Here is a 14,916-nt window from a genome sequence, read left to right on the forward strand (position 1 = left end):
CTACCCCTTAACCGCTTTCACGATTTTCTCGGCGCCGTCCTTCAAATCGTCGGCTGCGATGATGTCCACGTCGGAGCCGTTGATGATGGCTTTGCCCTCTTCAACGTTAGTTCCTTCGAGACGCACAACCAATGGCACCTTCAGGCCCACTTCTTTCACCGCGGCGACAACGCCCTCGGCGATGACATCGCAGCGCATGATGCCGCCGAAGATGTTCACGAGGATGCCTTTGACGTTTGGATCGGAGGTGATGATCTTGAACGCTTCGGTCACTTTCTCTTTGGTCGCACCGCCACCTACGTCGAGGAAGTTGGCAGGTTCAGCACCGTAGAGTTTGATGATGTCCATTGTGGCCATTGCCAGACCAGCACCGTTCACCATGCAGCCGATTTCACCGTCCAAAGCGATGTAGTTCAGGTCGTATTTCGACGCTGCAAGCTCTTTGGGGTCTTCTTCGGTTTCGTCGCGCAGCTCCGCGATGTCGGCGTGGCGGTAGATTGCGTTGCCGTCAAAGCCCATCTTGGCATCGAGGCATTTCAAGTCACCCTTGTCGGACACGATCAGCGGGTTGATTTCCAGCATTTCCATGTCTTTTTCGACGAACAATTTGTAAAGCGTGCCCATCAGTTGAACGCACTGCTTGATCTGCCCGCCTTTGAGGCCCAGCTCAAACGCGATGCGACGGCCGTGGAAGGCTTGGTAGCCTGTTGCCGGATCAACAGAGAAGGACAGGATTTTGTCAGGGGTGGATGCTGCGACTTCTTCGATGTCCATGCCGCCCTCGGTGGAGCAAACAAAGGATACTTGGCTTGTTTGGCGATCAACCAACAAAGCGAGGTACAATTCGGTTTCAATGCCGGAGCCGTCTTCGATGTAGATGCGGTTCACTTGCTTGCCAGCAGGGCCGGACTGATGCGTGACCAAAGTGCGGCCCAACATTTTCTTGGCCTCATTGGCCGCTTCTTCAACGGATTTGCAAAGACGCACACCGCCAGCTTCACCAGCGTCAGCTTCCTTGAAGGAGCCTTTGCCGCGGCCACCAGCGTGGATCTGAGCTTTGACAACCCAAAGCGGGCCGTCCAACTCACCAGCTGCGGTTTTCGCGTTTTCAGCGGCGAGGACGACACGGCCATCGGAGACCGGTGCGCCATAGGAGCGAAGCAGGGCTTTCGCTTGATATTCGTGGATGTTCAAAACTCTCTCCTTGAGTCAGGGGGTTCTAGACTTTGATACATGTGAAAACCTTAATACAAACGTCGAAATTGACCTCAAGGCCAGAAAAGCGACATTTGTGATCACAGTTTGAAAACGTGTGATCACAAAATGATGTGATAAGGCGAATCGCGTTAGGCATTGACGTCATTGGCGCACGCTGGGACTTATAAAATATGAACAACCGAACATAGGACAGCCTGTATCATGCCTGCACCTACTTGGGGCGTCGTCGGGACGATGGACGAACCTCCGGAACTTGTCGCGGCCTATGCCGCCCATCACCTGTGGTCGGGGGCCTCGGCGGTACATATCTATCTGGATCGCGACAACCCTGAAACGCGGGCATTACTGGAGCCGCTAAAGGCAGTGCATGTGACTGTTGCGGATGCAAACTACTGGCGTTCGGAGCTTGATATAAAGGTTCCCAAAACCCACCAACGTCGCCAGACACTCAACGCAACTCTCGCCTACAACCGGACGAATGTGGATTACCTTGTCCATCTGGATGCTGACGAGTTCATTCATCAGGTCGAGCCGCTGGAGCACGAATTGGCCCGACTGCAACGCATGCGCCCAGGCCACTACCTCAGCATTCCGAATGTGGAACGGGTTTGGCTGCAGGGCGAGGCCGACATCGGCATGTTTAGCCAGAACTTTCGTGTCTCTACCAAGAAAGCTGAGGGAAACTACGATCACCTGACGCTAGACGACGAGGGGCTCACGCGTTTCGGCCTAACTGGGCATAGTGAGGGAAAGGCCTGTTCCCCGACTGGCTACAACTATGTTTTGGGCATCCATCGCCCGCATCACGACACTGACCGCCCTTGGACATTTCCTGGGATGAAGCGCTCTCGGTCTTCGGTGATCCTGCACTTCGACGGGATGACGCGGTTGCATTGGGTGTTCAAACGCCTGCGGAAGGCGCTGTTTCGGAACCTTCAGGTGGGTCAGCCGATCACCGAACAGATGCAGGCGCAAATCGATGCGATTGAAGATGGTGGCGGGGACTTGGCAGCCGCAAATGCGCTGCATGACCGGATCAAGGTGCTAGATGTTTTGGCAGAGACATTGCAGCAGGAGAACCTGTTGATGAACATTCCCTTTGATGTCACGCGCGGGTTGAAGGCCCTGCTGCCCCATGAAAATCTGGACCTGTCCGCTGCGACGTTTGATGCATGGCTGAGGCGCGAGAAGGCGGAGTTCTTCGATCAGCTCTGAGGGTGTATAGGGCACGCAAAGGATATGGTTTGATCAAGAAACGGGTCGCTCTTTTGATGTGGTTCAGCGATGCTCACTGCACCACGCCCTCAGACGGATACCTCACGTGCAGTTAAAACAGCCGCCCTCAATGGACATGAAAACCATAGCAATGCTGCTGCTTCTTGCGGCTGTTTGGGGAGGGTCGTTCTTCTTTGCGGAAGTTGCACTGCGCGAGGTTCCACCGCTGACCATAACACTTCATCGTGTGTTCTGGGCGATACCTGTTTTGGCCTTTGTTGTTTGGTTTCGCAAAATTCCCGTCCCTTGCTCGTTCCGCGTTTGGGGGAGCTATTTGGGTATGGGGGCGCTCAATAACGCCATTCCGTTTTCGCTGATTTTCTGGGGGCAAACCCAAATCGACAGTGGCCTTGCCTCAATTCTAAACGCCACCACCGCAATGTTTGGGGCTGTGGTGGCCGGAGTTCTTCTTGTGGATGAACCGCTAACCCAGAAGAAAATCATTGGTGCGGGCTTGGGGGTTTTGGGGGTGGCCTGCATCATGGGGCCAGAAGTGATTACCGGATTTAGCCTTGGGAATATGGCCCAACTCGCGGTGATCGGCGCGGCGCTGTCTTATGCTTTTGCGGGTGTTTGGGGGAAGCTGCTGCTTGCGGAACAACCGCCGCTAATGAATGCATTGGGGATGCTGATCGGCAGTACTGTGCTGATGATCCCGATTGTCGTGGCCATCGATGGCCCGCCGAATATGGATTTGTCGCTGGGTGTTTGGGGCGCGCTGTTGGGGTTGGCGACCGTGTCCACTGTAGTGGCCTATGTTTTGTATTTCGCCATTCTGGCTAAGTCGGGTGCTGCCAATTTGATGCTAGTGACGTTGCTCATTCCACCGTTCGCCATTGGACTTGGCGTTTTGTTCTTGGGAGAGCGAATGGAGCTGCAAGCGTGGGTCGGCTTCGCCGTTATCGCCTTGGGGTTTGCGGTGACAGACGGGCGGGTGTTTGCTCGGTTTTCCCAAAAGGAACATGACAGCGCCCAATAAAAAAGGCCCGCTGTGTGACAAGCGGGCCTTTGTAATGTGGTCTTGAGCGATGGCTTACGCCAGCGATCCGTCGATTTCTTTGCAGGCTGCAACGAGACCTTTAACGGCGTCGACAGACTTGTCGAACATAGCCTGCTCGTCTTTGGCCAACTTGATGTTAACGACCCGCTCTACGCCGCCTTTGCCGATAACGGTCGGCACGCCCACATAGAAGCCATCAAGGCCGTAAGCGCCGTCAACGTAAGCTGCACAAGGCAGAACGCGCTTTTGGTCTTTCAGGTAGCTCTCGGCCATCTCGACGGCGGAGGTTGCAGGCGCATAGAATGCAGAGCCGTTGCCCAGCAAGCCGACGATTTCGGCGCCACCGTCACGGGTGCGCTGAACGATTGCGTCCATTTTCTCCCGCGTGGTCCACCCCATGTCCACCAGATCCGGCAATGGAATGCCGGCAACTGTGGAGTAACGGGTCAGCGGGACCATCGTGTCGCCGTGGCCGCCCAGAACGAACGCGGTTACGTCTTTCATGGAGACTTCGAATTCAGTCGCAAGGAAGTGACGGAAACGGGCAGAATCAAGAACGCCAGCCATGCCGCAAACTTTCTCATGGGGCATGCCAGAGAATTCGCGCAACGCCCAAACCATCGCGTCCAGCGGGTTTGTGATGCAGATAACGAATGCGTCTGGTGCGTTGGCAGCAATGCCTTCGCCGACGGATTTCATTACTTTCAGGTTGATGCCCAACAGGTCATCGCGGCTCATGCCAGGTTTGCGGGGAACACCGGCGGTGACGATGCAGACGTCTGCGCCTGCGATGTCAGCATAGTCAGTGGTGCCTTTCAACGTTGCGTCGAACGGGCCCGCGGGGCCTGCTTCAGCGATGTCGAGTGCTTTACCCTGCGGGGTGCCGTCTGCAATGTCGAACAAGACGACGTCGCCAAGCTCTTTCAGAGCTACGAGATGTGCAAGCGTGCCGCCGATTTGTCCGGCGCCGATCAGGGCAATTTTAGGTCTGGCCATGTGAATGGTCCTTCGTCGGTTGATGTTGGGGGCGATGGGTAGCGCCTGCGGGGTGATCGCGCAAGAGTGCCGCAGCGCAGAACGGGCAATCGTGATCTATCTGGGCGGAACTCATTTGCCGTTAGCTGTTGAACTTAAGGCCTTTTCCGCCATAGCTGTGGCATATGGAACTTGATGCCACCTTTTTTGCACTGGCCTTGCCGGCAGCCTTCATATCAGGCGTCGCCAAAGGAGGATTCGGGGGCGGGGCGGCCTTTGTGGCAACGGCGATTCTGGCGTTGTTCCTACCTCCTGCGACTGCATTGGGGATCATGTTGCCATTGCTCATGATTGCGGATGTCGCGACTTTGCGCCCGTTTTGGGGGGAATGGCACTGGCCAAGCGCCAAGGCTTTGATCATCGGCGGATTCCCTGGCGTCATCTTGGGGGCCTTGTTGTATAAAGCCACCAACCCCGATGTGCTACGTGTGTTGATCGGTGCAATTTCCCTTGGGTTCGTGGCGTTCCAGATAGCGCGCGCACGCGGGTGGGTGATTAAAGCGCAGTCGCAATTCAACGGGCGCGTCGGAGTGATCGCTGGGGTGGTCTCTGGTTTCACCAGTTTCGTAAGCCACGCCGGTGGTCCGCCTGCGGCCATGTTTTTGCTGTCTCAAGGGATGAACAAGACGACCTATCAGGCAACGACAGTTATTTCCTTTTGGGCCATCAACGCAATGAAGGCCGTGCCCTACGCCTTTTTGGGCGTATTCAGCTGGGAGACCTTTCTGGCCGATCTTTACATGTTACCCCCGTTGTTGGTCGGCGTGGTGATGGGGGTCTACGCACACCGGGCGATGCCGGAGCGCTATTTCTTTTTGCTCACTTATGCGCTGCTTTTAGGCGCAGGCAGCAAGCTGATCTTTGATGGTTTGACCTAGCTCACGATGGCCTAGGTCGGCGCGCCAAGGGACGCGGGAAGTTCATCTTCTACCATTTCAAAGGAGTTTCCTGCGGCCACCAGACATGTGATGCCATTGGGATGAGTGACGGTTATGGTCCATGATCCTGTGTCGTCGGAAGCGTGCAATTCCACAATCCCGCTATTCGTAGCCAGCCCCATAGATCGGCGGGTTTCCCCGAATTTTGTGACCAGTTTTTGCATCACCGCACTGCGATCCGCGCACATGTTTCTGGGTTGCGCCGAGGAGATGCTGGTGGCCAATAAAAATGCCACAAGTCCAAAGGAGAGCCCAAAGAGGTATTTCGTCATTTCAACGGTCCTTTCGTTGGGGATCGCGCAAATTTCGGACGCGATCGGAAACGCAGCGCGAACGATGTTTGCCTTTTGGCCAATGGCACCGTTCGCTGCAGGAGTAGAATTGCGAATATCCAAGAATATCTGGTTAAAGGACCGCGCGTTGCTGGCGAATTTTCGCGCTAAATAGTGAAAACTTGAAGAAACTTAAGTGTAGAGTGACGGATGTACGGAAAATTCTGCACTGCGGCAAATCACCTGTTGCAGAGACTGCCGGGTTGTGGTGAGTAATAATATGTCAAAACAGGAGTGCAATTTGATGCAAAACGTCGCGCAGCCTTATCGTTCGGTGCTCTACATACCGGGCTCCAAAACCCGTGCGCTAGAGAAAGCTCAGTCCCTTCCCGTCGATGCGATCATCTTTGATCTGGAGGATGCTGTCTCGCCGGATGAAAAAATTGCCGCTCGTGAATTGCTGGCGCAAACTTTGCGCGACACTGACTATGGACCGCGCAAATGTATCGTGCGCGTGAATGGTGGCGATACGCAATGGGGCGCGGAGGATCTGGCGACCTTTGTCGAAGTGGCACCTGATGCGATCTTGCTACCCAAAGTCGAAGATCCGAAAGTGGTGTCTGACCTTGCCAAACGGTTGAAGGGCAACACGACGATTTGGGCGATGATGGAAACGCCTCGCGGCATTCTGAACGCGGCAACAATCGCCGCTGCTCCGAAGGTCGAGGGGTTTGTGATGGGAACCAATGATTTGGCCAAAGACCTTGGTTCGCGGGGCCGTGATGCTATGAGAACCAGCCTGCAGATGTGCCTGCTTGCGGCCCGCGCAGAAGGGCTGGTGTGTGTGGATGGCGTTTACAATGCGTTTAAGGATGAAGATGGCCTGCGTGTTGAATGCGAAGAAGGCCGCGACATGGGGTTTGATGGAAAAACCCTGATCCATCCGGCGCAGATTGGCACGGCCAACACTGTATTTGCCCCCTCCGAGGACGATCTGGATCTGGCGCGCCGACAGGTTGCCGCCTTTGAGCAAGCCAAGGCCGAAGGGCAAGGTGTTGCGGTTGTGGATGGTAAAATCGTAGAAAACCTGCATGTTGAGACAGCGACGCGGCTATTGGCCAAAGCAAACGCTATCAACCTGCTGGAGGGTGCATGACGCTACTAACACTTGGGGTTCTGTTGTGGGCCTTTGCTCATTGGATAAAGCGGCTGGCGCCGGATTTTCGCGGTGCAATGACCGACAAAATGGGCGAGGCGTCAAAGGGCGTAATCACCGCCGCGCTGGTCTTGGCGTTGGTGTTTATGGTCATGGGCTACCGCAACGCGGAGTTCATTCCTATTTGGTCGCCGCCTAGTTTTTTCGGGCATATCAATAATCTGCTGATGCTGTTGGCGTTTTATGTTTTTGGTGCTTCTGCGGCGAAGCCTGCCATGGTTTGGCTGGGTACGAAAATTCGCCACCCTATGCTGGGGGCGGTGAAGATTTGGGCTTTTGCGCATTTGCTGGCCAATGGCGATTTGGCTTCGGTGATCCTGTTTGGCGGAATGTTGGCGTGGGCGATCATTTCTATGATCCTGATTAACCGAGCCGAAGGCCCATGGACACCACCGGAACAGGCGCCGGCGAAGAAGGAAATCGTTTTGGTTGTTGTCACATTGGTGCTGTTCAGCATTGTGGCTGGCATCCACACATTTTTGGGCTACAGCCCGTTCGGAGGCCTGTGATGAAAATCTACCGACTGCTCACCGAAGACGACACTTCGGCATTTTGCCACAAGGTGTCAGAGGCGCTCTCGAAGGGCTGGGAATTATACGGTGACCCGACCTATGCATTTGACGCGTCAAATGGCGTTATGCGTTGTGGTCAGGCCGTCACGAAAGAGATCGCGGGAAACTACACCCCCGACATGAAGCTAGGACAGCAATAATGAGCAAGACGAATGCAGGCCGTTTCTTCGAGGATTACACCGTCGGAGAGGTGATAGAACACGCCGTCCCGCGCACGCTATCCGGTGGTGAGCGGGCAATGTATCACGCGCTGTATCCAGCACGCCACGCCTTCTACTCGTCGGATGAATTCGCCCGAGATTGCGGCTTGCACGAAGCCCCACTGGACGATTTGATCGCCTTTCACACGGTTTTTGGCAAAACGGTTCCCGATATTTCGCTGAATGCAGTGGCCAATCTGGGCTATGCCGAAGGTCGGTTCTTGAAGCCCGTGCATATGGGCGACACCATCAGTTCTCGGTCAGAAGTGATCGGTGTGAAGCAAAACTCCAACGGTAAAACCGGCGTTGTTTGGGTGCGCACCACGGGTTCAAACCAGCTGGGTGAAGATGTTCTTAGCTATGTGCGCTGGGTGATGGTGCGTAAGGGCAATATCGATGCGCCCGCACCGCAGACAGTGGTGCCGGAGCTGGCGCCGACAGTCGATGTCAGCAACCTGATCGTGCCTGAGGGGCTGAGTTTCGAAAACTACAACTTTGCCCAAGCAGGCGAGCCGCACCGGCTGGGTGACTATACTGTCGGCGAAAAGATCGACCACGTGGACGGTGTGACGATCGAGGAGGCCGAGCATATGCTGGCCACACGTCTGTGGCAGAATACCGCGAAAGTGCATTTTGACGCCACTGCGCGCGACGGCGGACGGCTGATCTATGGCGGGCATGTTATCTCTTTGGCGCGGGCCTTGTCGTTCAACGGCTTGGCCAATGCGCAGATCATCGTGGGCCTGAACTCGGGCGCGCATGCCAACCCATGTGGGGCAGGGGACACGGTCAAGGCGTGGTCCGAGGTGCTGGACATCCAAGAGACGGGCGAGCCTGGCGTCGGGGCAATCCGCCTGCGCCTTGTTGCGCAAAAGGCAGAGGCGGCGCCCTTCTCGTTGAAGGGCGAAGACGGCAAGTACCTTCCGGGCGTGCTGCTTGATCTGGACTACTGGGCCTTGATGCCGGTTTAGACACTTGAGCGGATCATATCTTGCGAGGTGGACCGCCAAAGCGCACAAGCGCCTAGGCGCGGCGGTTCGAGACGCTGCCATGCGCGATGTTTTGGCGGGGCAGGTGGGCCAAGTATCCATGAGCACCCGCATCGCGCAGGGGCTCTCGGGCATTATGCTGATCGTGCCTTTCGTTTTGATGATCGGTGGAGTGGTGCTTTGCGTTCTGGGGTTCCCTAATCCGTTGCTGCTGTTCTTCGGCGGATTGATCGTGGCTGTCGGCTTTTATGTCCGCCCAAGACGTCCGACAATTGAGGGGCAGTTTTTCACGCGCGACGACCTGCCAGAGCTGTTCTCCCTAACAGATCAGATCGCAGAGCGGCTGGGCGGCCAGCCTATAACCAAGGTGCAATTCGGCGCTGAGTTCAACGCGCATTCAGTTGAACGCGTCGGGGAGCGCGTGTTGGGGATAGGCTTTGCTCTGTGGCAAATCCTGAGCGCGGAAGAACGCGTTGCCCTTATCGCGCATGAGATTTCGCATCAGGTGAATGGCGACCAAGCGCGCACCGGCATCTTGCAAGCGGGGCTGCATTCCGTTGCTGAATGGCATGCTTTGTGCGGGTCTTCGCGGCTTGTCGACCAAGAAGGATACTACCTACGCGAGTCAGAAGCAGAGGATATCTTCGGGCGCGGCATCATGTGGATTTTCGCGGCGGCGTTCTCGCAGCTTTGGGTGCTGCTGACGCGGCTTAGCTTTCTTGACAGCCAACGGGCCGAATATTTCGCTGATGCTATCGCGACGCGCGCGGCTGGGCGTGAGGCGGTGATAGGGACGTTGCGCAAGCTCAGCTATATGCCACTGCTTCATGAAGGGTATTTGGAAATGGCACCTTCATTGCTGCCGCATGGGACGGCGTATTTTGACCAGCTTTGCCGCCACGCCATGACCCCGTCAGAGCAGGTGCGCGCTGAGTTGGGGGTGCAGATGGCCGAGGAGGCGCATTGCGTTGACATGAGCCACCCGCCGACTGTGGAGCGGATAAATTTTCTGGAAAACCTGACGGACCCGCAGGGGACACCAATCCCCTACCGAGCGGGGATCGACGCGGAGCTTAAGCCGATCATCGAGATGGAAGGCGTGAAAATGCTACAAATGTTAGAGGTTCAGTAGCATACTGATTGGGATGCGACTTTCTGCGATCTTTCTGAGCACATGGATGAGCTGCGCCTCCGCGCAAGCTTGCGAGCTGGCCTTGGTGCTGGCGGTCGATGTGTCTGGGTCGGTAAATCCACATGAATATCAAGTGCAGATGAAAGGCCTAGGGGCTGCACTGGCCGACGGCGCTGTGTCGGAGGCACTTGTGGTCGCGCAAGCAAAAGTGATGTTGATCCAATGGACCGGATCGTCGCGCCAGATCGTATCCGTACCATGGACGCAGGTCACCGATTTTGACGCCGCTGATGCATTGGCCGCCCGCGTTGGGGGGGCGACGCGGGAATGGCGCAGTTTCTCGACAGCCATAGGCGAGGCAGTCGGTTTCTCGTTGCAGCAATTTGTCCAAGTTCCAGAGTGCGGGCGGCGGGTCATCGATGTGTCCGGTGATGGGGTGTCAAACGAGGGTGTGCCACCTCAAGAACTGAAAGCCAGCGCCCTGCGAGATGGGGTAACAATCAACGGATTGGCAATTGAGGCCTCCGACACCGGATTGGTTGAATACTACCGCAGATTTCTCATCTCGGGACCCGGGAGTTTCGCAATGCAGGCGTCCAACTTCGAAGAGTATCCAGACCGAATCCGGCAGAAGTTATTGCGTGAAATCACCAAACAAGTGGCCTTAGTGAAGTAGATGCTTCGTTTCGATTTTTGTGATCACTAAATTATTTGCTGTGATCACAAAGGTCAAAATATCAAGAAATTGCTACATTTCATCGCGCATTTCGGGCCGTATGGGGCGTGACTCATGTTGTTAATAGTCTAATGATAGCACTCAAACATTGTAGCAAATGAAGGACGCGCCATGGCTGACGTCAATCGGGGAAACAGACCGCTTTCCCCCCATATCATGATCTATCGCCCGCAAATGACATCCATCTCCTCTATTATGGTGCGTATCACGGGCATTGCATTGCTGTTTGCAACGATCCTAGTGGTTTGGTGGCTGATCGCTGCCGCTAGCTCGGAAAGCGCATTCGCATTTATTGACGGGCTGTGGAGCAGCTGGATTGGCAAGCTGGTTCAGCTGTTGGCGGTCTGGGCGCTGTTTTATCACGCGTTGGGTCGGCTCCGGCACGTGATCTGGGATTTGGGCTATTTGGTCGAGGTGGAAGCCTCCGAGAAAATGGCGATCGGCATGTTCGTTCTGGCGACTGTCTTCACCTTCATTTCGTTCATTTGTTTGTAGGGGCAGGATATGACGTACCTAACGGATAGAAAACGCGCTCAGGGTATGGGATCGGGTCGCCAAGGCACTACCCACCACTGGCATATGATGATCAGCTCGGTTGCGCTCATTGTTATGACGCCAATCTTCGTGTGCACCTTCGGCTACGGGTTCAGCGGCAGCTATGAAGAGGTTCTGGCCTACTTCGGGCGCCCGTTCCCCGCTATTGTCAGTGGCCTTATGCTGGTTGCGGCCGTCATGCATTTTACCTTTGAGGCCAAAGAAGCCGTTGAAGACTACGTGCATGGCACAGCCCAAAAGTTGACGCTGATCGCCCTAACCGGCCTTTGCTACACGCTGATTGCGGTCGGCCTTTTCGCGCTTGCGCGCATCGCACTTTAATCGGAAGGCCCTGAACTGATGGCTGCTTACGAATACGAAACTCACGAATATGATGTTGTAGTGGTTGGCGCTGGCGGCGCTGGCCTGCGCGCGACGCTGGGCATGGCCGAGCAAGGCCTGCGCACTGCCTGTGTGACCAAGGTTTTCCCAACGCGGTCCCACACGGTGGCAGCACAGGGCGGCATCGCCGCGTCGCTGTCGAACATGGGGCCGGACAATTGGCAGTGGCACATGTATGACACCGTCAAGGGGTCGGACTGGTTGGGCGACACGGACGCGATGGAATATCTGGCGCGCGAAGCCCCTAAGGCCGTGTACGAGCTGGAGCACTACGGCGTGCCGTTCTCGCGGACCGAAGAAGGCAAAATCTACCAGCGCCCATTCGGCGGCCACACCACCGAATTTGGCGAAGGCCCACCTGTGCAGCGCACTTGTGCAGCGGCCGACCGCACCGGCCACGCCATTTTGCACACGCTCTATGGCCAGTCTTTGAAGAACAACGCGGAATTCTACATTGAATACTTCGCGATTGACCTGATCATGTCGGACGACGGCGTGTGTCAGGGCGTTCTGTGCTGGAAGCTGGATGACGGCACGATGCATCTGTTCAGCGCCAAGATGGTTGTGCTGGCAACGGGTGGCTACGGGCGTGCCTACTTTAGCGCGACATCTGCCCACACCTGCACAGGTGACGGCGGTGGCATGGCGGCGCGGGCAGGTCTTCCACTGCAGGATATGGAATTCGTGCAATTCCACCCAACGGGCATTTACGGCTCGGGCTGCTTGATCACCGAAGGGGCACGCGGCGAAGGCGGCTACCTGACCAACTCGGAGGGCGAGCGGTTCATGGAACGCTATGCCCCGACCTATAAAGACCTTGCGCCGCGCGATTACGTTTCGCGCTGCATGACGATGGAAATCCGCGAAGGGCGCGGCGTTGGCGAAGGTGGGGACCACATCCACCTGAACCTGAACCACCTGCCCAAAGAAGCGCTGGCGGAACGCCTGCCGGGCATTTCCGAAAGCGCCAAGATTTTTGCAGGCGTCGATGTGAACAAAGAGCCGATCCCCGTTCTGCCAACGGTGCACTACAACATGGGCGGCATTCCCACGAACTACTTTGGCGAGGTGCTGAACCCCACCGCCAAAGACCCGAACGCCGTTGTGCCGGGTCTGATGGCCGTGGGCGAAGCAGGCTGTGCGTCCGTGCATGGCGCGAACCGTCTTGGGTCGAACTCGCTGATTGACCTTGTGGTCTTTGGGCGTGCGGCGGCGATCCGTGCGGGTGAAGTCGTGGATCGTGCGGCTGCCATTCCTGCGGCCAACAGCGCATCCCTGGCCAAGGCGTTTGATCGCTTTGACAATGTCCGCCATGCAAATGGCGCCGAGCCAACGGCTGAACTGCGTTTGGACATGCAAAAGGCGATGCAAGCAGACGCGGCGGTGTTCCGTACAGATAAAACGCTGAAAGAAGGCGTCGACAAAATGACTGCCATCGCGGGGCGGATGGATGACATCCAAGTCACCGATCGCAGCCTTGTGTGGAACTCGGACCTGATGGAAACGCTTGAGCTGGACAACCTGATGCCCAACGCATTGGCCACCATTGTCGGGGCCGAAGCGCGCAAAGAATCCCGTGGGGCCCACGCGCATGAGGATTATTCCACCCGCGATGATAAGAACTGGCGCGTTCACACGATTAGCCGGATTGAGGGCGCGAAGGTTGAGTTGTCTCACCGTCCAGTCATCACCGAACCGCTGAGCAAGGAAAGCGAAGGCGGGATCAGCCTGAAAAAGATCGCGCCAAAAGAACGTACGTTCTAATGCGCCTTGGCTTGCCCGTCATAGCCGTTGGATGTGCAGCAGTGTTCTGCACCGCCTGCGCGCCTGTTCCGGTTTCACCGGAGCGGGCGGCGGAGCTCTGCCGCGAAGAAGTGGGGCTGGCCGATGGCGTGCAGGGGCGCGTCGGCGTCGGTGTTGGAACCGGTGGCGGGAAAGCCAAAGGGTCGATTACCGTGACGGATAAAGTGTTTCGCCCACAATCACCTGATGAGGCCTTTGCGGAATGCATTGACCGACGTGTGAGCGGCAAGCCGCAACCCACAACATTTGGAATTACCATTGGAGCCTCGACATGAAGAAATTTGCAGTTTTGATGGCATTGGCCGCCTGTGGTGCCCCCACACTGGATGAGCCAACGCAAGCTCAAGAACAAAGCATCGCGCAGTTTATTGCGGATGTCTCCCCGGAGCTATCTGCCGAAGCGCAAGCCGCCGCCGCAAACTGTGGGGCGCAAAACACATCAACCGAAGAGCTCCAGCTTCTGGCGGGTGTTGAGACACTTGACGCCGCCACAACAGGTTTAATTTCTGAAATCATGACCCGCGAAGGCACTTTGGCCTGCATGGCATCCAATGGGGTATCGCTCTGAGCAATGTCGCCGACATACGCCGCGCGGCGCGGGAGGAAGGCTTTGCGCTTCACCCGATCAAGACGCGCCCGCCTTACCTGAAGGCCTATGAGTTCGCGCCTGATTGCGTGATCGATGTGGGCGTGCATGACGGCACGCCGTGGCTGTACCGTAGCTTCCCGAATGCGCATTTCGTGCTGGTTGATCCGCAAGCGGAATGCGAAGCGGCGGTGAAGGCTGGCGTGTCGCCCAAAAGTTTTGACTTTCGCGCGGTGGCCCTTGGGGCCGAGCAGGGCAAAGCGATGCTGTCCGTGCCAGAAACCGAACCGGGCAAAGGCGGGGCCATGGCCAGCCTCAAGACGCGCACAGACAATCTGGTGCGCAGCTTTTCCGATGTCGCCAAACGCGAGGTTCCCGTGATCACGCTGGACATGTTGGCTGCGGATTTGACGGGCAAGCTTGGCCTAAAGATTGACACTGAGGGCTTTGAATTTGAAGTGCTCAGGGGCGGGGCCGAGACATTGAAACGGTGCGAATTCGTAATCCTAGAGATGTCGGTCACGCAGCGTTTTGAAGGGGTGGCGCCGCCCTCTGCGGTGATCAATGAACTGGCGAAGGCCGGATTAGAATTTCGCGATGTGCTGGCCACGGCCGCGCACGCAGGAAAGAAGGCGCAACCGCGCCATATGGATGTTTTGTTCACAAGGTGGAACGCATGAATAAACTAGTGATACCCGCGCTTGCGGCGTTGATGGGCCTGTCGGCTTGCGGCGACGATGGCTTGGCCGATCAGTTGGCGCGCAAGGAAGCGAAAGACGCGGTGCGCCCCGTTCTGACGGAACGCTTCCCCGGAGTGCCGCTGGAACCTGCCACAGATTGCGTGATCGACAACGCATCCGCGGTGGAAATTTTGCAACTGGCGAAAGCCGGTGTCACGGGTCTTGGCCCTGAAGAAACGCAACTGGTGGTGGAAATCGCCACCCGTCCCGACACACTTGAATGTCTTTTGAAAAACGGCCTTCCGGCCCTTTTGCAATAGGAGAGCGA

General features: G+C 56.6%; 19 protein-coding genes. 16 read left to right on the forward strand and 3 right to left on the reverse strand.

The features are described from left to right. Entirely contained in the window at nt 1-1,194 is a 1,194-nt protein-coding gene (gene sucC, locus Q0746_RS12040) for an ADP-forming succinate--CoA ligase subunit beta (RefSeq protein WP_298260571.1), read from the reverse strand. Between the two features lie 225 nt (nt 1,195-1,419). On the opposite strand from sucC, the gene Q0746_RS12045 reads away from it, so the two are divergent. After that, nucleotides 1,420-2,433 (forward strand): glycosyltransferase family 2 protein, encoded by a 1,014-nt coding sequence (locus tag Q0746_RS12045; protein WP_298260573.1) that lies wholly within the window; start codon nt 1,420-1,422, stop codon nt 2,431-2,433. Between the two features lie 106 nt (nt 2,434-2,539). Then, a complete protein-coding gene (locus Q0746_RS12050; protein ID WP_298260575.1) occupies nt 2,540-3,472 on the forward strand; it encodes a DMT family transporter in 933 nt (310 codons plus the stop codon). Nucleotides 3,473-3,526: 54 nt separating this feature from the next. On the opposite strand, the gene mdh is transcribed toward Q0746_RS12050, so the two are convergent. Continuing rightward, entirely contained in the window at nt 3,527-4,489 is a 963-nt protein-coding gene (mdh, locus tag Q0746_RS12055; RefSeq protein WP_298260577.1) for a malate dehydrogenase, read from the reverse strand. A 164-nt stretch (nt 4,490-4,653) separates the two neighbouring features. Here mdh and Q0746_RS12060 point away from each other — a divergent pair, with 164 nt between their 5' ends. Then, entirely contained in the window at nt 4,654-5,406 is a 753-nt protein-coding gene (locus Q0746_RS12060) for a sulfite exporter TauE/SafE family protein (protein WP_298260579.1), read from the forward strand. Nucleotides 5,407-5,417: 11 nt separating this feature from the next. Here the strand turns inward: Q0746_RS12060 and Q0746_RS12065 are convergent, their stop codons facing one another. After that, the gene (locus tag Q0746_RS12065; RefSeq protein ID WP_298260581.1) at nt 5,418-5,738 is read right to left on the reverse strand and encodes a hypothetical protein; all 321 of its coding nucleotides are present in this window, start codon (nt 5,736-5,738) and stop codon (nt 5,418-5,420) included. 304 nt (nt 5,739-6,042) lie between these two features. On the opposite strand from Q0746_RS12065, the gene Q0746_RS12070 reads away from it, so the two are divergent. From Q0746_RS12070 to Q0746_RS12130, 13 genes are all read left to right on the forward strand, one after another. Then, on the forward strand, nt 6,043-6,894 hold the full coding sequence (locus Q0746_RS12070) for a CoA ester lyase (RefSeq protein WP_298260583.1): 852 nt from the start codon (nt 6,043-6,045) through the stop codon (nt 6,892-6,894). Continuing rightward, nucleotides 6,891-7,463, forward strand: coding sequence for an NnrU family protein (locus Q0746_RS12075; RefSeq protein ID WP_298260585.1), 573 nt, complete (start codon nt 6,891-6,893; stop codon nt 7,461-7,463). The genes Q0746_RS12070 and Q0746_RS12075 overlap by 4 nt, the downstream gene beginning before the upstream one ends. Beyond that, the gene (locus Q0746_RS12080) at nt 7,463-7,666 is read left to right on the forward strand and encodes a DUF1737 domain-containing protein (protein ID WP_298260587.1); all 204 of its coding nucleotides are present in this window, start codon (nt 7,463-7,465) and stop codon (nt 7,664-7,666) included. Before Q0746_RS12075 ends, Q0746_RS12080 begins: the two co-directional genes overlap by 1 nt. Beyond that, nucleotides 7,666-8,697 carry a MaoC family dehydratase gene (locus Q0746_RS12085; RefSeq protein WP_298260589.1) on the forward strand — a complete coding sequence of 344 codons (1,032 nt, stop codon included), beginning with the start codon at nt 7,666-7,668 and terminating at the stop codon, nt 8,695-8,697. The genes Q0746_RS12080 and Q0746_RS12085 overlap by 1 nt, the downstream gene beginning before the upstream one ends. Before the next feature lie 79 nt (nt 8,698-8,776). Next, complete coding sequence (locus tag Q0746_RS12090; RefSeq protein ID WP_298260591.1) at nt 8,777-9,847, forward strand: M48 family metallopeptidase; 1,071 nt, start codon at nt 8,777-8,779, stop codon at nt 9,845-9,847. Nucleotides 9,848-9,893: 46 nt separating this feature from the next. Further along, entirely contained in the window at nt 9,894-10,523 is a 630-nt protein-coding gene (locus tag Q0746_RS12095) for a DUF1194 domain-containing protein (protein ID WP_298260593.1), read from the forward strand. Nucleotides 10,524-10,694: 171 nt separating this feature from the next. Then, on the forward strand, nt 10,695-11,078 hold the full coding sequence (gene sdhC / locus Q0746_RS12100) for a succinate dehydrogenase, cytochrome b556 subunit (RefSeq protein WP_298260595.1): 384 nt from the start codon (nt 10,695-10,697) through the stop codon (nt 11,076-11,078). 9 nt (nt 11,079-11,087) lie between these two features. Continuing rightward, complete coding sequence (gene sdhD / locus Q0746_RS12105) at nt 11,088-11,459, forward strand: succinate dehydrogenase, hydrophobic membrane anchor protein (RefSeq protein ID WP_298260597.1); 372 nt, start codon at nt 11,088-11,090, stop codon at nt 11,457-11,459. Nucleotides 11,460-11,477: 18 nt separating this feature from the next. Next, nucleotides 11,478-13,283: a succinate dehydrogenase flavoprotein subunit gene (gene sdhA, locus Q0746_RS12110; RefSeq protein ID WP_298260599.1), complete on the forward strand. Its 1,806-nt coding sequence runs from the start codon at nt 11,478-11,480 to the stop codon at nt 13,281-13,283. Then, complete coding sequence (locus tag Q0746_RS12115; RefSeq protein WP_298260601.1) at nt 13,283-13,597, forward strand: hypothetical protein; 315 nt, start codon at nt 13,283-13,285, stop codon at nt 13,595-13,597. Before sdhA ends, Q0746_RS12115 begins: the two co-directional genes overlap by 1 nt. Then, nucleotides 13,594-13,890, forward strand: coding sequence for a hypothetical protein (locus tag Q0746_RS12120; RefSeq protein WP_298260603.1), 297 nt, complete (start codon nt 13,594-13,596; stop codon nt 13,888-13,890). The genes Q0746_RS12115 and Q0746_RS12120 overlap by 4 nt, the downstream gene beginning before the upstream one ends. Nucleotides 13,891-13,997: 107 nt before the next feature. Continuing rightward, nucleotides 13,998-14,588 (forward strand): FkbM family methyltransferase, encoded by a 591-nt coding sequence (locus tag Q0746_RS12125; RefSeq protein WP_298260605.1) that lies wholly within the window; start codon nt 13,998-14,000, stop codon nt 14,586-14,588. Beyond that, nucleotides 14,585-14,908 (forward strand): succinate dehydrogenase, encoded by a 324-nt coding sequence (locus Q0746_RS12130; RefSeq protein ID WP_298260606.1) that lies wholly within the window; start codon nt 14,585-14,587, stop codon nt 14,906-14,908. Before Q0746_RS12125 ends, Q0746_RS12130 begins: the two co-directional genes overlap by 4 nt. Nucleotides 14,909-14,916 lie beyond the last annotated feature (8 nt).

The sequence above is a fragment of the uncultured Litoreibacter sp. genome, assembly GCF_947487515.1.
Taxonomy (GTDB): Bacteria; Pseudomonadota; Alphaproteobacteria; order Rhodobacterales; family Rhodobacteraceae; genus Litoreibacter.